Below are 17,165 nucleotides of genomic sequence, written 5' to 3' on the forward strand. Positions count from 1 at the left end.
GAAAAACAAAATTTTATGGAGGAGGGTTGTTTCACAGCCCTCCTCCATAAAATTGGGTTACGTAAACTGCTGGCTCAACGCCACCGGGTTGTAAACCGTAATTTTTTTCTTGTGGATTGAAATCATCTTGTCCGTCCGGAGTTCCCCAAGTAGGCGGGTAACGGTGACGCGGGTAGACCCGATGGCCTCGGCGATCGCCTGGTGCGACAACTTCAGGTCGATGGTGATCCCCTCCGGGGTCGGCACGCCAAAATCCCGGCAGAGAATGAGCAGGAAGCTGACCAATCGCGATCCCATATCCCGGTGGGCCAGGGTTTCAATCATCATTTCTGTTTGCAAAATCCGAGATGACAGACCCTTTAGCATCAACATAGATAGCTCTGGGTGCTCTTTCAAGGCTTTTTCTACCTGTTCGATGGGCACTGACAACAGTTCTGCGGGGGTAAAGGCGACAGCATGGTAAAAGCGATCGGCCCGCTGCCCAGTAATCAGTGACAACACACCAAACACACTATTTTCCCGTAGCAGCGCCACGGTGATCTCTTCCCCGGCTTCATACACCCGAGACAATTTGACTGCACCCTTCAACAAAAAGTACACACGCTCTGCCGGGTCTCCGGGGAAGAAGATGGTTTTGCCACGGTCGAAGGTCTCCACCATCGGCGGGAAAACACCACCACTTAATTGACGAAAGACATCCGCCAGAGGCTTATCTTGTGCCACAACCATTCCTCTCGTCCTGCCTAAACCGTAGTGAGGGGGCTAATCAAATCCTGCTTCAAGTCAGCAAAAGTTGACCGAATCATGACTTTAGAACACTTAAACTAACTTTAGAGCTAGTTTTTGTATCGAAAATTACGTTACAGAGCGAACTACCTCAAGTTACACCCCTGGTGCCCAAAAATATTGCCGTAGATTGGCTGCGATCGCATTATTTGCCAGAAGACAGAGGCCATAGACCTGAACCATGAGATTCACTTAATAGTGAATAATATCTCGTCAGAGTGTATTCTTTTATTAAAACTAAATTTTGAACGGATTAAATAACAATGAGCTATCTCTCCATAGCACTTTGTTATTTCATGTCTCTCCCAACCCAAAAATCAAATTTTGCTGCTGCTTTCTAGCGGCAAAATTAGGGCTCTGAATTGGGTGAAGTACGCAGCCAGTAGTAAAGGGAAAGGTTGGGCGTAAAGCACTCAACCTTTCCCTTTACTACTGGCTTGATGTGACAGCCAGAAAAGCGAGTTCCCGAAGTCTCCTCTCCGCCCCCTATCGCGACGATCCCTCTTTCTTGTATTCTGAAGGGCGCTTTATATTCCATACCTCCTCATTCCCATGCTGGATTTAACTGGAAAAAATGCCCTCGTAACTGGCATTGCCAATAACCGCTCCATCGCCTGGGGCATTGCCCAGCAACTCCACAAAGCGGGAGCCAACCTTGGCATCACCTATTTGCCCGACGAGAAGGGCCGTTTTGAAAAGAAGGTGGGAGAGCTGGTTGAGCCTTTGAACCCCTCTATCTTTGTTCCTTGTGACGTTCAAAACGAGGAGCAGGTGGTTGCCGCCTTCGACACCGTGCGCGACAAGTGGGGTCGTCTTGACATTCTGATTCACTGCCTGGCCTTTGCCAACAAAGAAGACCTGACTGGCGACTTTAGCAATGTCTCCCGAGGCAACTTCAATCTGGCGATGGAAGTCAGTGCCTACTCCCTGGTGCAACTGTGCCGGGCTGCCAAGCCTCTGATGACAGAGGGTGGCTCTGTCGTGACCTTGACTTACCTGGGCGGTGTGAAGGTCATTCCTAACTACAACATGATGGGGGTGGCAAAGGCTGCACTGGAAATGAATGTGCGCTACCTGGCCTCAGAGATGGGCCCCCAGAATATCCGTGTGAACGGCATTTCCGCTGGACCTATTCGCACTCTGGCTTCCTCAGCAGTCGGTGGCATTCTAGATATGATGCGTCATGTAGAAGAGGTTGCCCCTCTACGCCGCACAGTTACGCAAGAGGAGGTCGGAAATGCTGCAGCATTTCTGTGTAGCCCTCTAGCAAGTGGCATCACAGGCCAGATTATCTACGTGGATTCGGGTTACGAGATTATGGGGATGTAGGTGTTGAGACAGGGGGCCAAGGGAGCAGGGGAGCAGGGGGAATGGAGATAGATTCTAAATAGCTCGAGAATCTATTTCTAGAAGTGCGATCGCCCCCCATTGTCATACCTAACACCCATGCCCCCTGGAGGCTCTGCGCCTCCTAATTGGGACCGGCCATGCCGCTTTACAAAGCGTGCGGAATAATTGAACTAATGCTTTTTGGAAACTGATTTCTATGCAAACCCGCGATCGCCAATCCTCCGCTATTGATCTAGACCGGCCTGCCCGTACCGCCTCCGTCAGCCGCAAAACAAAAGAAACGGACGTACAGGTTAGCCTCAACCTGGACGGCCAGGGCACCTGCCACGCAGAAACCGGCGTTCCCTTCCTAGATCACATGCTGGATCAGATTGCCTCTCACGGGTTAATTGACCTGGATGTACGAGCTGTAGGCGACACCCACATCGACGACCACCACACCAATGAGGATGTGGGGATCACGTTGGGAATGGCTTTAGCGCAAGCATTGGGCGATCGCAAAGGCATTACCCGCTTCGGCCACTTTGTCGCCCCCCTGGACGAGTCCTTAGTGCAAGTTGCCCTTGATTTTTCTGGTCGCCCTCACCTCAGCTACGGGCTGGAGATCCCCACGCAACGGGTTGGAACCTACGACACGCAGTTAGTACGGGAGTTTTTTGTCGCGATCGTCAACCACGCCCAACTCACCCTACATATTCGCCAATTGGATGGGATTAACTCTCACCACATCATCGAGGCGACCTTCAAAGCCTTCGCGCGATCGCTCCGCATGGCCGTTGAAATCGATCCTCGCCGTGCCAATGCGATCCCCAGCTCCAAAGGCGTCCTCTAAAGTTAGCCTATCGCCCGAATCCGTTGGTGCTTTGCAGCTACGGATTCGGGCAGAGAAAAGAAAAGGGCGTACTGGTGAAGCAGCACGCCCTCGTCACAGGGAAAATTGAAAGTCACAGGTTGAGCAGAGGAGTGAGAAACCCAACAACAGTCTTCGTTGTTGTCAGGGCTACTACCCCAAACTCAAGCTACAACTTGGTAAGTCTTGATTTCGGAAAACTTAGTCGTTTTTGTCGAAGCGGTGATAAAGAAAATCCAGAGCACGGGCGTGGATCTCGCCATACAGCGGGTCGTGGCGGATCTGGTCACGGTTGCGGGGGTGGGGGAATGGCACTTCGATGACTTCACCAATAGTGGCAGCGGGGCCATTGGTCATCAGGATGATGCGATCGCTCATATAAATCGCTTCATCAATGTCGTGGGTAATCATCATCACCGCCTGCCGCTGGCTCTCCCAGATGTTGAGCACCTGCTGTTGCAGTTTACCTCGGGTGAGGGCATCGAGCGCACCAAAAGGCTCATCCATCAGTAACATTTTTGGACGTACTGCCAGAGCGCGGGCAATGCCAACCCGCTGCTTCATCCCACCCGATAATTGATCCGGGTATTTATCGGCAGCGGCGGTCAGGTTTACCATTGCCAGGTGGTCATTCACAATCTCTGACTTCTCAGCAGGCCGCAGGGTTTCAAACACCTCATCTACGGCCAGACGAATGTTCTGACGGACAGTCAGCCAGGGCAGCAGGCAGTACTGCTGGAACACCATCATGCGCTCGGAACCCGGTTTGCGGATGGGTTGCCCTTCCAGCCGAATGCTACCTGAGCTTGGCTTTTCCAAACCCGCTACTAGGCGTAACAGCGTGGATTTGCCGCAACCAGAGTGACCCACAATCGAAACAAATTCCTGCTCTCCCAGCGTCAGATTTATCTGATCGAGCACCACCGTATGTCCGCGATGAGTATTTGGAAATGCCTTGACGAGATTTTCGATTTCGAGAAAGGCCGGGGATTGAGAAGAGGTATTGGTCTCAACGGGCAGTTGTGTGAAAGAATGCGTCATGGCAATACTCCTGCGAAGACAAGGGGTAGTCGTCGATTGATTGGCGCGATCAAAGCTGATGAGGTTGCCCTCGCTAGGACAAATAGATAGATTTTGGTCCGTTAGCCCGGATCTCAAAACTGGCGAGGTAACCTTCTGGATCGCTTGGATCAAAGGATTTATTATCAATAAATAAGGCACCAGGTTCCACTTTGTAATCCTCTGCCGGGCACTCAATATCTAGCTCTGCTGCAATCTCACGATAGAGATCAGTGCGCCAGGCCTGACGAGCGATCTGCTCAGCATTCGTGGGCACAGCGGGAATCTGCCCCCAGCGTACGGCCTGGGTCATTAACCAGAGGCTTTGGGATTGCCACAAGAAGGTGGAATGGATGTTGGGTATTCCACCTGCCGCCTGAGCCAACGAATCAGGAGTATCAAAGAAAATAGTGGTTTCATCAGGTTCGCTAATCACCCGTTTCTGGTTATCAAACCCGCCATAGTCGTACTCACCCATAATCGCCGGACGTGTCAGCTTTTCCTTAGCACCTGTAAAAGAACGCTCCGAAATGAGCTTGGCGACTTCCTCCCGGTTTTGTGGATTGCTGCAATAGCGGCAGGCTTCAATCATCGCTTTCACCAAGGAGCGATAAGTTTTGGGATTTTCATTGATAAATGATTCCTGTACAGCTAGGAGGCGATCGGGATGCCCCCGCCAGATCTCCCGTCCCTGGGCAAAGGTAAAGCCAATACCGTCATTTCCTTTGATGGCACGGGTATTCCAGGGCTCGGCTACCATATAGGCCTGCATGGCACCAATCCGCATGTTGCTCACCATTTGGGGCGGCGGCACGATGATAATGCGGAATTCTTCCATGGGGTTGATACCAACGGCAGCAATCAGGTACCGCACAAAGTATTCGTAAATGGCAGAGCTCAACACCACCGCCATTACCCGCTGACTGGGTGGAACGCTCGTGAAATAGCGATGGAAATCGCGCCCAAAGGCTTCCAAGTCCCCGTTGTATTCATGCCACGGACGCACTCCGGATTCCCACATGGCCTTGTTCATGGTGAGAGAATTGCCGTGACGGTGAATTGTCATAGCAGCACAGAGCGGTGCGTGCCGGGCACCCTCTGCCCCTGTACGGGCATTAGTGACGGCCCCTGACACAACGGGAGCCGCATCTAGCCGGCCAAACACGACGCCATCACGGGATGTTGCCCAACTGGCTTCCCGACTGAGGCGCACAGTCAGCCCATATTTGCGAAAGAAACCTTTCTTCCAGGCGATCGCAAATGGCGCACAGTCATTCACTGGTACATAGCCTACCGTCAGATTTGGCTTTTCAAGTGTGCTGGGATCGACGACAGGTTCCACAGCCAACGCTTCCGAACTGAAGGTGGCAGGAGAGCGATCGCCGTTCACATCAGCCGAAAATATTCCAACTCCAGCGGCGGTTGCCCCTGCGGCGATGAGGAAGTCTCGCCGCGTCCAACGATTGCGGTTACTCATACGCAGTGCTCAAAATTTCAGTGATGGGACAGCGTTTCTAAGAGGCTGAGAAGATTCGATTCTGGATCGGCATTAAGAAGGATCGATTCAACCAGCAGTTAAGAACGCGCAGGTCGACGGGTCACAAGCTCTTGAATCTTAGTCAGTATCCAATCCAGCACCAATCCTGTTAAGCCAATTACCACAACGGCAAGGAACACGGAGCTAAGATTCAACCGACTCCACTCATCCCACACGAAAAATCCAATCCCAATACCCCCCGTCAACATTTCCACCGCCACAATCACCAACCAGGCAACTCCTAAACTGATGCGCAATCCGGTGAAGATATAGGGCAAACTTGCGGGCCACACCACTTTAATTAATTGTCGCCAGCGAGGCATCTCAAGCATCCGGGACACGTCCACATAGTCTTGCGGGATACTGGATACACCCAGAGCCGTATTAATAATGGTTGACCACAGCGACGTAATAAAAATAACGAAAATAGCAGAGGGATTTGCCAGGTTAAAGATGGCTAGCGCAATCGGCAACCATGCCAACGGAGACACCGGTTTCAATATTTGGATAATGGGATTTAACGCCAGCATAGCAGGACGATAGAGCCCAATTAAAAAGCCGAAGGGGATGGCAACCAATGCTCCCAAAGTAAAGCCAATGAGAACACGGCGAATACTTGCAATGAGCAACCATCCAATCCCTAAATCCCCTGGGCCACGACGGTAGAAGGGATGCGAAATATAATCCCAGTTCTCCACCAACGCTTGCCATGGAGTTGGCATAATCTCGCTACGTATCGTTGCCAGCAACCACCAAAACGCAATCAGAATTGCAAAACCTAGCAGAGGTAGCAGGACTTTTTCCCGCAGAAAAACAGCACGAAACTGACGTGCAACTACGTTGCTGGCATCGACTGCCAGATTCAGCAGTAATGGCATAAGCAGAGTGCCTCACTTCAAGCGAGAGGAGCAGTTATCGTCGTAACTGAACGTCACTAAAGAAGATGAAACTGGCACTACAGGTGAAAGGAAGATAAACCTTTTCCTGGAGCGATCGCTCTGTCTTCTCTCAATGCCTACGAGGTTAGCTGACGGGCTAGGGTTGAGAGATACCCCTCTGCAATCTCCGCAGATACGCCCCACGAGCTACATGAGCTTGGTTCCCCCGCTTTTTCTGCCTCTGCCCTTTAAGGACAAGAGACGTCTAAATTAGGCTGACTTATTCAGTTGCCTAAAACCTTAACATCTAAATCTTGAAATTGTCCATATTTTTGTTGAAAATGTTTTTGATTTTTTGCTCAAACCCTTGGTGTATTCACGCTCTATCAATTCAAAGTCAAGGATTTAAAGTATCTGAGTGATGGCTTACAACGTATCCAATTACACTATTTGAGTCTACAAGTAACTCAATTCAGTTGCAGCATAAAACCTAAAATGTTGTGCTGCTCACATAGGCCTAGGACAGTAACTACCGCCTTAAGTTAATTTAAGAACAAGCTCTTATCGGACGTATGCAAACATCAACACCATCACTTGGCTTGCAAGTTACTCAACTAACCGCGATCAATGTTGCTAAGGCTATTACCATTCTATGTCTCATTACCTTAGCCCTGATTTATGGCATTCACGATCAGAGGCAAGTTATTTATCTCTGTCTACACATCAGTTATTGCGGTTGGTGGTTACTTGAGCAATGGTTGTTTCCCCAACGCCGTCAGCAAATCTTCACGGACAAGATTGGGCTGGCTACATTTCTAGTTGTCCTATTATTTGTAGGTGTGTTTTACGCTCTGCCAGGTTACTTCACATTTATCAACCCCAATCCCATTCCATACGGTGCAGTCGCAGTCGCACTGCCTCTCTATATTTTTGGAACTCTGATCAATACTGCTGCTGATGTTCAGAAAATGATCGCTAAGGATATGGGAGCCAGTCTGGTCAATGATGGTATCTGGCGTTCTGTGCGCCACGTGAATTACCTTGGGGATTTAATGCGATACACCAGCTTCAGCGTTATTTCTGGTTCAGTATGGGCTTTCTTATTGCCGGGTGTAATTTTTCTTCTATATCTGCAGCGTATTACCCAAAAAGAACAATCTATGGCGGCGAAATATCCTGACTTTGCTGCTTACCAGCAATCCAGTACCCGTTTGTTTCCTTTGATTTGGTGACAGCGCTCTCCCATAGCCATTACGTTAGGACAAAAAGGGTGGGGCGGCGCATTGCGCCGCCCCACCCTTTTTGTCCTAACGTAAATAGCAGCTATAGCTTGTTATATAAAGTGGGGTAATCGACCTTGGCATTGTGGCGGCGATCGACAGGAATTTTAAGCGATCGCACCTCCTCGACTCCTGCCCATGCCAGTTGCGATCGCAGTACCTCTATATCCCCTTCCTGTGCCCACTCCACAGCGAGCAGCCGTTTTCCTTGATAGCTCACCAGAGCACTGCGACGAACTTGAGGGTACTGACGCACGGCGGCTTCTACCGCAAAAGGATAAAGCGTTCCTCGATCATCCTCAATGCGAGCGCTGCATCGACCTAGTAGCCAGACTCGACCCTGAGCATCCTTGTATCCGGCATCTCCTGTCCGATGCCATGGCACATCATCCACTCGAAATTTTGTTTCGGCATCTCCCTGCCCCTGCCAATAGCCGGACAGCACATGGTCGCCACTCACCACAATCTCGCCAATCTCGCCGGACGATAGGCACTGCGCATCGAACGCTATCTGGGTCAGTGGCAAAATGGGTGTTCCCCATTGAAATTTCAAAATGCGCAGTTGAATCTGTGACACCGGAGGCCCAGCCAGCAGCCCACTGCCCTGTTGCATGGCCTGGCGATCGCCCTCCTGAATCTCCGCAAAGTCAATATGGGCGATCGGTTCTGCTTCGGTTGAGCCATACACAGCCGTGACGGTAGCGTCGGGTACAAGCCGCTGTAGGCGTTCCAGTAGATCAGGAAAAACAGGTGCGCCACCGCTGAAAATGCGTTGGAAACTCGATAAAAGTTCGATTCTGTCATCCCTGTAAGATTCAGCATAGTCTGCCAGCCGATCCAAAAACGCAGGTGAAGCGGCTGTGCTTACAGGGCGGTAGCGTTGGATCTGCTGCATCACTCGTGCCGCATCAATTTTACCGGGATAGCGTAAATCAACATTGGGAATCAAGCTCGTCACACCGGAAGCCAGGTTCGCCAATACAAAAATGGGCAGGGTGGAGAGGTCGATGGTATCAGGAGTGAGGGACAGACTATCGGCGAGGACACGGTGTTGCGCCAGCAGAAATCCATGGGTACGAAGCGCAGCTTTGGGCTGACCGGTACTACCGCTCGTGAAGGTAAGGAGAGCAGGCGTGGAAGGCTGTAGAAGTTGATTCATTGGATACTCCACATCCAATGAATCAGCGGCACGTTCCAGGTTTAGGGCGGGGGTTTGGGGAAGAGTGAAGCCGGTGGAGTAGTGGCGGGGAATTTGGCGCAGGGTGGAGGAGGTGAGGCGAAGCAGGTGAGCTTTGGGGCTGGCGATGAGGGCCTGAGGTGGAGCGATCGCACAACACTGTTCCAGGTGCGATCGCCCCGCAGATGGATCAACAAACATTGCCACAAGGCCCAATCGAAATAGGGCAAGTAGAACAATGTAGAGCTTCGCCGACATGGGCTGAAAAATCAGCACGGTGTCCCCTGGCTGTAATCCGTCTTGCAGTAAACGAGCCGCGACCTGAATTGAGGCGCCTTCCAGTTCGGCAAAGCTAAGGAATTGGTTACAAGCGGGATCAAGGATCGCAGGGTTATGAGGACGAAGTTCAACTTGCTGGTGAAGAATGTCCGTGATGGTGGGCATGAGCACAGACCCGAGTCGCTTGGGTCATAAATTTAGGTAGAGCTTGCGAGTATGGGTGCTAAGCCCCCTACGTCCGTAAACCCTATCTAAATTTACGACTGGTTGAACTAGATTAGATTGCGATTGTGGCAGATACCCAGACCGGTAGGTTGAGCATACCTGTTATGAAGTTCGATGAATTGGCATAAGACTCAACACAGCTTCCTCGCTGCGACTGGGAATGCTGATGATATGTGATGTCTTTTCCGAGATGCCGTGCTGTCTGTATCTTAGAGAATGTTTCATCATCTATTTTTCGGGGTCATTTTCCCCGCACAAACCGTTATACATTCCATTCACCTGCGCATTCGTATCCAGGAGCCGTTATGACCACCACCAATACATCCAAATTTCGTTACGCCGTGGTCGGCACAGGAGCACTGGGCGGCTTCTACGGAGCACGGTTGCAACAGGCAGGGATGGAGTTGCATTACCTGCTTAACCGTGATTATGAGCATGTAAAAATTCACGGCTTGAAAGTAGACTCTCCGGATGGCAACTTTGTATTGCCTCAGGTCAATGCCTACAGTAACGCCGCGGATATGCCGGCCTGTGATGTCGTCATCGTGGCCTTAAAAACAACGCAAAATCACCTCTTGAAAGAAATACTGCCGCCTATTGTGAAGCCGGATGGTGTGGTGTTAGTGTTGCAGAACGGCCTCGGAGTCGAAGCAGAAGCAGCCAGAATTGTTGGGAGCGATCGCGTCATCGGTGGCCTTTGTTTCCTCTGCTCCAATAAAGCAGGGCCAGGGCACATTAACCATCTGGATTATAAGAAAATCACGATGGGAGAATATACAGGGGACAATTCGCCTGGCGGGGTGAGCGATCGCCTCAAAACCATTGCTGCCGACTTTGAACAAGCGGGCATTCCCATTGAAATGGCCGAGGATCTGGTGCTGGCCCGCTGGAAGAAACTGATGTGGAATATTCCGTTCAATGGTCTATCGGTTGTGCTCGATGCCACGACGGACTACATCATGCAAGACCTCTACGCTCGGGCTTTAGCCATCCGTTTGATGGAAGAAGTACAGCAGGGAGCCGCAACCCAGGGACGCCATATCCCTGATGAGTTTCTGCAAGTCATGCTGGATCACACCGATGCCATGAAACCCTACCGTACCAGCATGAAAATTGACTACGACGAAAAGCGCCCCTTAGAAGTAGAAGCGATGTATGGCAGTCCTCTCCGCACGGCTATGTCAGGCGGCGTCAGCTTGCCGCGCATCGAGATGCTCTATCAACAGTTGAAGTTTCTGGATCGCCACAATCGTCAGGTGCGGGCTCAATCCTAATCACCTCAGGCCATATCTATTTTGGAATCCAACCCGAAAATAGCCCGCCTTCGGCGGGCTATTTTCGGGCTTCAAAGCTGAGAATTGCTGACACAAAACCTGGTTATCCATGCCCACAACATGATTCAATGGAGAATTGATAAGAAAATATCGTGTTGGATGGAGTAAATGTTATGGGTGGAGCGATCGCCTACATCGTCATGCTGGGTGGTGCCGCTGGTACTGCTATTGGCCTCTACTACGGCTTACGTTTGGTTAAGCTAATCTAGAAATTGATCTGATCTAAACTTCATCGTGCTGGTTAACGATCTCAAAGATTAACACCAGCACGATTTTTCGTTTCTGCACACGATAGATTTTGAATGAGGGACGTACCCCCTGCAAACAATATTCCATCCTTGCGATCGCCCATGAAAGCCTACCGCCATATCGACACTGTCACAGCACTCTTCGTTGCGGTGCTGCTAATCTCCAACATCGCCTCCACCAAAATTTTGGTCTTGGGACCGTTTACCTTTGATGGCGGGACGTTAATTTTCCCCCTTAGCTACATTTTTGGAGATGTCCTGACAGAGGTGTATGGCTATGGGCGATCGCGCAAAGTGATCTGGCTGGGATTTCTGTGTGCCGCGCTTATGACGGCGACCTTTGCCATTGTAGGCGCGCTGCCCCCTGCCGCTGATTGGCCATTGCAGAATGCCTATATGAGTATCCTGGGGCAAACCCCTCGGATTGTAATGGCGAGTTTGGTTGCCTATTTGGCGGGTGAATTCTCCAATTCCTTCACCTTAGCGAAACTGAAGATCGCAACCGCAGGCCGCTGGTTATGGTTACGAACTATTAGTTCAACGCTGGTGGGGCAATTGGTTGATACGGCATTGTTTGTCGCGATCGCCTTCAGTGGTGTATTCCCCAGTCATCTGCTTTGGACGTTGGTGATCTCAAATTACCTGTTTAAGTGTGGCGTCGAAATTCTCTTCACACCGATTACTTACGCCATTACGGGTTGGTTAAAGCGCCAGGAAAATGAGGATTTTTACGATACAGAAACCAATTTCAATCCCTTTCATTTTTCAGGGGTGAACCGTTAGGCTGTTTCAATAATTTTATTCTTAGGACTTACGCAGGTTCACGACGTTTAGTGCATTCTTGTTGTGTGGTGTGCGAAGCACACCACACAACAAGAATGCGTAAGTCCTGGTTCTGATAAAGGCAGAGCGTGAGGATTCACTCCCACGCTCTGCCTTTATCTTTTTAGGACAGGTTGTTTTTGAAAAGCCATGTTCGCACGGCTTTTCAAAAACAACCTGTCCTGGTTCTAAGCGTGTAATGCTATAGAATCTGCGAGAGAAACTTTTGGGTTCGTTCTTCTCGCGGGTTATTGAAGAAGGCTTCGGGAGTTCCTTCTTCAACAATAAGACCGTCGGCCATAAGAACAACGCGGTCAGCAACCTCACGGGCAAAGCCAACCTCGTGGGTTACAACCACCATGGTCATCCCAGATTTAGCCAGGCTACGCATGACATCCAACACTTCTCGCACCATTTCGGGGTCGAGGGCGGAAGTGGGTTCGTCGAAAAGCATGACCTTGGGCTGCATAGCAAGAGCACGAGCGATCGCCACCCGTTGCTGTTGCCCCCCCGAAAGCTGGCCGGGAAACTTCTTTGCTTGCTCCAGAATACCCACCCGTTCTAACAATTGCAGGGCCACCTCCTCAGCTTTTGCCTTGGGCCAACGGCGTACCCAAATAGGAGCCAGCATCACATTTTGCAGCACTGACAGGTGGGGAAACAGGTTGAACTGCTGAAACACCATTCCCACTTCCTGACGAATGGCTTCAATGTTCCGCACATCATGGGAAAGGTGAATGCCATCCACCACAATCTTTCCCTTCTGGTAGGATTCCAGAGCATTAAAGGTACGGATGAAGGTGGATTTACCAGAACCCGATGGTCCCATCACGACGAGCACCTCGCCCTTCGGTACCGTCAGGCTGACGCCGCGTAGCACATGAAAATTATTGTCGTACCACTTCTCAACATCCTGGGCGATAATCATCGGCCCAGCATTATCTGGGGGAGTCGAACCGTTTACTGTCTCTGCTTGATATTGCGCCATTGTTTTAGAATCTCCTGTCCATTAAGCGGCGACTGCCCAACCTGAAAATTTTGAAACCCCATTCGACGTGGTATAACGTCCACTTCAAAAGCTGAATGATGCACTTTTAGAAAAGTGTCACAGGCAGACCATCTTCAAAAAAGATAATATGCACTACCATAGCGTGACGAAGCGCTAGGAAATGTTAACAATCACACCAGATCATCATGAGGCGTACCATTTGAGCCTTTATCTTCCTGTGTTTAAGGAGCGCTCTAAGCGACGGCTCGCGAGCGACATCAAATAACAAAACACCCAGAAAATCGCTCCGATAAAGAGGTAAACCTCCCAGTATCGCCCAATAAAATTGGGGTTTGCCAGAATGGCACGGCTAATACCCAACAGCTCCAAAATCGAAACAATGGATAGAAGCGTGGTGTCTTGAAACAAACTAATAAACTGACCCACAATAGCCGGAATCGAAATCTTAAGGGCCTGGGGCAACACAATCAACGCGGTGGCGAGAGCAGGATTTAAGCCCAGGGCATTTGCCGCTTCTACCTGTCCTCGGGGAATCGCTTGCAAACCACCTCGCACGTTTTCAGCCAGATAGGCCGCACTGAACAGCGTTAATCCAATAATGGCTCGCAGTACGTTTGCTGGACGAATTCCCTGCGGCAGGAACAACGGGATCATGTTCTGGCCAATGAACAGAATGGCAATCAGTGGTACCCCTCGAATAATTTCGATGTACAGCACCGACAACAAACGAATGACCGGCAAGGAACTTTGCCGTCCCAGAGCTAGCAAAACTCCCAGGGGGAAACACAGCAAAATGCTAACGACTGACACAAACAGGGTCAGCGTCAGACCACCCCAGTTGTTCGTGGAAACAGGCTTCAAGCCTAAACCACCAGCCAGTAGCCACATCACCACAAAGAAAGAAGCCATCCAGGCAAACGACACCCATTTCCCAAATTCGGGTTGTGAGCGCCCCATCTGCTGCCCAACCCAGGCGGAGGCTACTAGCAGACCAATGACCGCAAGCAGTGCCACACGGTACAGCACAGGTGTTGGCATAATGACCGCAAACAAAGCGGCTACCCCAATAACAGCCAGTGGCCCATAACCATACAGCTTCGCTACATTGCGCGACAGAATACCCCAGCTAAGGCCACTGAGAATGCCAATCAGCGCCAGTATTGCCCATAGTCGCCAGTGCTGATCCGCAGGATAACGACCCACGAAATAGAGCGGCCAGTTCGCTGGGATAACGGTCCATTTCGCCGTCGTCGTAGCCCACTTAACAAAACTCAGCACAAACCAGGCCAGGGTTCCCAGCAGCACTACACTGAGAATGCTGTTGGGAATACTATTAAAAAGATTCTTACGTAGCCAGGCCACAGCGCCGGTGGAGGCTTGGGCCGGTGGATTTGAGGAAGGAGGGAATGTGGTGGTCATGGCGATCGCCAAACAACTTTACTAAATGCGGTTGAAGGGAAATTAACGTTCATGCAATTGAACTGAGCGGTTCAGCGTATTCATCACCACTGAGATGACCAGGTTAATGAGTAGATAGGTCGCCGCAATAATGAAAAATACTTCGAGGGGACGCCCCGTCTGGTTAAACGTGGTGGACGCAGTGGAGTAAATATCGGGATAGCCGATCGCCAGAGCTAAACTGGAGTTCTTTGCCAGGTTCATGTATTGGCTGTTCAAAGAGGGAATAATGACGCGAAGTGCCTGAGGAAACACCACCAGTCGCATCAAGAGCCCTGAGTTTAACCCTAATGCCCGTGCTGCTTCCCACTGCCCTTTTGACACAGATTGAATCCCAGCTCGCACAATTTCCGCGATAAACGCTCCGGTATAAAATACCAGGCCGCCTAAAACGGCTGTATATTCCAGCGATAACCGCAAGCCACCCGCAATACCACCCGTATCGTTGGGCTTCGGGAACTGCCAACCCAACCCAAACAGCAACAGGAATAACGCGACTCCTGCCAACACCAGTAAGGCAATTAATTGCGGTTTACCCGAAGCGCCCTGGGTTTCCATCACCTTCAACCGCCACTGCCAGAGGAAAAATCCAACAATTGCGGCTAATATCAGCAGCACCAGAGATATCCAGGCGATTAGTGTGCTGGCCATCCAGGGAATAAATACCCCACCCCCTTGCAACTTCGTGATGTAGAAGAAACCAAGAATCTGCCGGGGTTGGGCTCCGGCTAGGCCAAAAATAATGCCAAAGTACCAGACAAACAGTTGCAGCAGCAGCGGCGTATTGCGAATCAGTTCTACATAAACCTGATTGAGCTTACGCACCAACCAGTTGTCTGAAAAACTGGCAATTCCAGCGATAACCCCTAACAGGGTAGTCAATACAAACCCCACCAGAATCAAACGCAAGGTGTTCACCAAGCCCACCAGGAATGCCTTCCAGTAGGGATCCTGGGGTCGATACGGAATCGCTGTTTCCCCAATATTGAAGCTTGAGGGGTTAAAAAGAAAACCAAAATTGAATTGCCGCCCCTGCTGTTGCAGTGTTCGAAAGGCGTTACCAAACAGCGTGGAAAGAATTAGAACAACAAGCACTAAAACAATAACTTGGATGGCGATTTTCCAGAATCGTTCGTCTCGCCAAAGGGGAATTTTATCGCGATCGCCAGTTGGAGCCATACTCCGGAGCCTCAAGCACAGTTAAAACGCAGAGGAGGCTCTGGAACCACATTCCAAAGCCTCCTAAAAAATCATTGAACTTAGCGGAATGGGGGCGAGTACATCAGGCCGCCCTCAGTCCAGAGTTTGTTGAGGCCGCGGTCGATCGCCAGGGGCGAACCAGTACCCACGTTGCGCTCATAAACCTCGCCATAGTTACCGACCGCAGCAATTACTTTTACCATGTAATCATTGCTCAGGCCTAGCTGGCTCCCCAGGTCACCCTCAGTGCCAAGAAAACGACGAATTTCCGGGTTTTCACTCTTCACCGCATCTTGCACTGAAGCTTGGCTAATATCAAACTCTTCAGCCTGGAACAAGCCATAGGTCACCCACCGAACCACGTCGAACCATTGGGAGTCATTGTTAACTGTTACAGGTCCCAAAGGTTCCTTAGACATCGTTACATCCAACAGGACGTGATCGTCAGGGTTGGCAAGGGTTGTCCGGCGAGCCGCTAGCTGAGAGCGGTCAGATGTCACTGCTTCGCAACGACCTTCAGCATAAGCTGCGTAGGTCGCGTCAGAATCCTGGAATTTAACTTCGTTATATTGAACGCCCAGAGCGCGCATTTTATCAGCCAAGTTCAGCTCGGTGGTGGTTCCTGTTTCCACGCAGACCGACTTACCAGCCAAATCTTCTAAATCTGTAATACCGCTGGCTTTGGTAACCATCATGCCCTGGCCATCGAAGAAAGTGGTGGGAGCAAACTCCAGACCATTACCACCGGCAGCATCTCGGCTACTTGTCCAGGTGGTATTACGAGATAGCATATCCACTTCACCCCCGGCCAGAGCGGTAAAACGCTCGGTCGAGTCAAGGTTACGGTATTCGATCTTTTCATCAATATTTTCGGACGTATCAAATACAGCCGCTGCCACAGCCCGGCATATATCCACATCCAATCCTGAGTAGGCCCCGCTGGAATCAACGAAGCTGAAGCCAGGGATACTGCCTTCCACTCCACAAATCAGTTTGCCGCGCGATTTTATTGCTCCCAATCGGCTACCGGCACTGGCATTTGCGGTGGTTCCCTCACCCCCCGCACCACCAGAATTAGACGGTGCTGTTGACGTACAACCTGTCAGAGTGATAACTGAAAGCGTTGCTGCAAACAGCAAAGATCTCCACTTAGCCATGATTTACTGCTCACTTCTGGACGAAGAATAACTTCATTGGAAACGTTCAGACACAGCAGTTGGATGAGGCCAAGCTTGTACTGGCGAACCATCGCCCTCCAAGCAAAAACCTATCATTGCAGGTGAGGGGTATCAAGCTACATTTCATAGCTCATGCCCTCAAAATCTACAGCTCCTATTGCATACAATGTCGGTCTATTTAACCAGCCTTGAATGCAATAACAAAGGAAGCGACACCCGGTTGCTGCTTGAACATTTTCAACAGTCTACTGCTTTTGTATTTCTGTATGTATCAGGAAATACAATGTCACAGGATAGAGTTTCATTAATAAAAACTATATAGGTAGCAAAATGAGTAATAGGCAGTTTCAAATAACTTCAGATATTGCAGCAAAGCATAAAACTACAACTTTGAGCTTTAATTTAAGCAATAATTTAGATTTTAGGATTAAGAGATGAAAACAAATTTGGCTCTGAAGGTGGCAGGAATTTACCAGAGAAACTTTGAGAGGTTAA

General features: G+C 50.3%; 15 protein-coding genes and 1 riboswitch. Of the genes, 6 read left to right on the forward strand and 9 right to left on the reverse strand.

Annotation, left to right across the window (positions count from 1 at the left end):
- Window positions 1-57: 57 nt before the first annotated feature.
- The gene (ntcA, locus tag NDI52_RS11870) at window positions 58-729 is read right to left on the reverse strand and encodes a global nitrogen regulator NtcA (protein WP_190771559.1); all 672 of its coding nucleotides are present in this window, start codon (window positions 727-729) and stop codon (window positions 58-60) included.
- A gap of 609 nt (window positions 730-1,338) precedes the next feature.
- On the opposite strand from ntcA, the gene fabI reads away from it, so the two are divergent.
- Together fabI and hisB are read left to right on the forward strand one after the other, a co-directional pair.
- Complete coding sequence (gene fabI / locus NDI52_RS11875) at window positions 1,339-2,115, forward strand: enoyl-ACP reductase FabI (RefSeq protein ID WP_190771560.1); 777 nt, start codon at window positions 1,339-1,341, stop codon at window positions 2,113-2,115.
- Window positions 2,116-2,332: 217 nt separating this feature from the next.
- On the forward strand, window positions 2,333-2,968 hold the full coding sequence (hisB, locus tag NDI52_RS11880; protein WP_190771561.1) for an imidazoleglycerol-phosphate dehydratase HisB: 636 nt from the start codon (window positions 2,333-2,335) through the stop codon (window positions 2,966-2,968).
- Between the two features lie 219 nt (window positions 2,969-3,187).
- Here hisB and NDI52_RS11885 read toward each other — a convergent pair whose 3' ends face one another.
- From NDI52_RS11885 to ntrB, 3 genes are all read right to left on the reverse strand, one after another.
- Entirely contained in the window at window positions 3,188-4,027 is an 840-nt protein-coding gene (locus tag NDI52_RS11885; RefSeq protein ID WP_190771562.1) for an ABC transporter ATP-binding protein, read from the reverse strand.
- A 73-nt stretch (window positions 4,028-4,100) separates the two neighbouring features.
- Window positions 4,101-5,522 carry a CmpA/NrtA family ABC transporter substrate-binding protein gene (locus NDI52_RS11890; RefSeq protein ID WP_190771563.1) on the reverse strand — a complete coding sequence of 474 codons (1,422 nt, stop codon included), beginning with the start codon at window positions 5,520-5,522 and terminating at the stop codon, window positions 4,101-4,103.
- 98 nt (window positions 5,523-5,620) lie between these two features.
- Window positions 5,621-6,460 (reverse strand): nitrate ABC transporter permease, encoded by an 840-nt coding sequence (gene ntrB / locus NDI52_RS11895; protein ID WP_190771564.1) that lies wholly within the window; start codon window positions 6,458-6,460, stop codon window positions 5,621-5,623.
- 120 nt (window positions 6,461-6,580) lie between these two features.
- A riboswitch (cyclic di-AMP (ydaO/yuaA leader) is annotated at window positions 6,581-6,747 on the reverse strand.
- 285 nt (window positions 6,748-7,032) lie between these two features.
- On the opposite strand from ntrB, the gene NDI52_RS11900 reads away from it, so the two are divergent.
- The gene (locus NDI52_RS11900) at window positions 7,033-7,692 is read left to right on the forward strand and encodes a DUF1295 domain-containing protein (RefSeq protein WP_190771565.1); all 660 of its coding nucleotides are present in this window, start codon (window positions 7,033-7,035) and stop codon (window positions 7,690-7,692) included.
- A 91-nt stretch (window positions 7,693-7,783) separates the two neighbouring features.
- Here the strand turns inward: NDI52_RS11900 and NDI52_RS11905 are convergent, their stop codons facing one another.
- Entirely contained in the window at window positions 7,784-9,361 is a 1,578-nt protein-coding gene (locus NDI52_RS11905; protein WP_190771566.1) for an AMP-binding protein, read from the reverse strand.
- 365 nt (window positions 9,362-9,726) lie between these two features.
- Here NDI52_RS11905 and NDI52_RS11910 point away from each other — a divergent pair, with 365 nt between their 5' ends.
- From NDI52_RS11910 to NDI52_RS11920, 3 genes are all read left to right on the forward strand, one after another.
- Window positions 9,727-10,695, forward strand: a complete 969-nt coding sequence (locus NDI52_RS11910; protein ID WP_190771567.1) for a putative 2-dehydropantoate 2-reductase — start codon at window positions 9,727-9,729, stop codon at window positions 10,693-10,695.
- 173 nt (window positions 10,696-10,868) lie between these two features.
- Window positions 10,869-10,964, forward strand: a complete 96-nt coding sequence (locus tag NDI52_RS11915) for a cytochrome b6-f complex subunit PetL (protein ID WP_190771577.1) — start codon at window positions 10,869-10,871, stop codon at window positions 10,962-10,964.
- Window positions 10,965-11,105: 141 nt separating this feature from the next.
- Complete coding sequence (locus NDI52_RS11920) at window positions 11,106-11,786, forward strand: queuosine precursor transporter (protein ID WP_190771578.1); 681 nt, start codon at window positions 11,106-11,108, stop codon at window positions 11,784-11,786.
- A 241-nt stretch (window positions 11,787-12,027) separates the two neighbouring features.
- Here NDI52_RS11920 and NDI52_RS11925 read toward each other — a convergent pair whose 3' ends face one another.
- From NDI52_RS11925 to NDI52_RS11940, 4 genes are all read right to left on the reverse strand, one after another.
- A complete protein-coding gene (locus tag NDI52_RS11925) occupies window positions 12,028-12,813 on the reverse strand; it encodes an amino acid ABC transporter ATP-binding protein (protein WP_277874408.1) in 786 nt (261 codons plus the stop codon).
- Window positions 12,814-13,041: 228 nt separating this feature from the next.
- Window positions 13,042-14,253, reverse strand: coding sequence for an amino acid ABC transporter permease (locus NDI52_RS11930; RefSeq protein ID WP_190771568.1), 1,212 nt, complete (start codon window positions 14,251-14,253; stop codon window positions 13,042-13,044).
- Window positions 14,254-14,295: 42 nt separating this feature from the next.
- A complete protein-coding gene (locus tag NDI52_RS11935) occupies window positions 14,296-15,471 on the reverse strand; it encodes an ABC transporter permease subunit (protein WP_190771569.1) in 1,176 nt (391 codons plus the stop codon).
- Window positions 15,472-15,551: 80 nt separating this feature from the next.
- The gene (locus tag NDI52_RS11940; protein ID WP_190771570.1) at window positions 15,552-16,649 is read right to left on the reverse strand and encodes an amino acid ABC transporter substrate-binding protein; all 1,098 of its coding nucleotides are present in this window, start codon (window positions 16,647-16,649) and stop codon (window positions 15,552-15,554) included.
- Between the last annotated feature and the right edge of the window lie 516 nt (window positions 16,650-17,165).

Origin of the sequence: Leptolyngbya sp. PL-A3, from assembly GCF_039962325.1 — a bacterium.
Lineage (GTDB): Bacteria > Cyanobacteriota > Cyanobacteriia > Elainellales > Elainellaceae > Vacuolonema.

What these genes read in the sequence shown, in the direction of transcription:
- ntcA (WP_190771559.1), bottom strand. Translation starts at nt 729, where the DNA reads ATGGTTGTGGCACAAGATAAGCCTCTGGCGGATGTCTTTCGTCAATTA.
- fabI (WP_190771560.1), top strand. Translation starts at nt 1,339, where the DNA reads ATGCTGGATTTAACTGGAAAAAATGCCCTCGTAACTGGCATTGCCAAT.
- hisB (WP_190771561.1), top strand. Translation starts at nt 2,333, where the DNA reads ATGCAAACCCGCGATCGCCAATCCTCCGCTATTGATCTAGACCGGCCT.
- NDI52_RS11885 (WP_190771562.1), bottom strand. Translation starts at nt 4,027, where the DNA reads ATGACGCATTCTTTCACACAACTGCCCGTTGAGACCAATACCTCTTCT.
- NDI52_RS11890 (WP_190771563.1), bottom strand. Translation starts at nt 5,522, where the DNA reads ATGAGTAACCGCAATCGTTGGACGCGGCGAGACTTCCTCATCGCCGCA.
- ntrB (WP_190771564.1), bottom strand. Translation starts at nt 6,460, where the DNA reads ATGCCATTACTGCTGAATCTGGCAGTCGATGCCAGCAACGTAGTTGCA.
- NDI52_RS11900 (WP_190771565.1), top strand. Translation starts at nt 7,033, where the DNA reads ATGCAAACATCAACACCATCACTTGGCTTGCAAGTTACTCAACTAACC.
- NDI52_RS11905 (WP_190771566.1), bottom strand. Translation starts at nt 9,361, where the DNA reads ATGCCCACCATCACGGACATTCTTCACCAGCAAGTTGAACTTCGTCCT.
- NDI52_RS11910 (WP_190771567.1), top strand. Translation starts at nt 9,727, where the DNA reads ATGACCACCACCAATACATCCAAATTTCGTTACGCCGTGGTCGGCACA.
- NDI52_RS11915 (WP_190771577.1), top strand. Translation starts at nt 10,869, where the DNA reads ATGGGTGGAGCGATCGCCTACATCGTCATGCTGGGTGGTGCCGCTGGT.
- NDI52_RS11920 (WP_190771578.1), top strand. Translation starts at nt 11,106, where the DNA reads ATGAAAGCCTACCGCCATATCGACACTGTCACAGCACTCTTCGTTGCG.
- NDI52_RS11925 (WP_277874408.1), bottom strand. Translation starts at nt 12,813, where the DNA reads ATGGCGCAATATCAAGCAGAGACAGTAAACGGTTCGACTCCCCCAGAT.
- NDI52_RS11930 (WP_190771568.1), bottom strand. Translation starts at nt 14,253, where the DNA reads ATGACCACCACATTCCCTCCTTCCTCAAATCCACCGGCCCAAGCCTCC.
- NDI52_RS11935 (WP_190771569.1), bottom strand. Translation starts at nt 15,471, where the DNA reads ATGGCTCCAACTGGCGATCGCGATAAAATTCCCCTTTGGCGAGACGAA.
- NDI52_RS11940 (WP_190771570.1), bottom strand. Translation starts at nt 16,649, where the DNA reads ATGGCTAAGTGGAGATCTTTGCTGTTTGCAGCAACGCTTTCAGTTATC.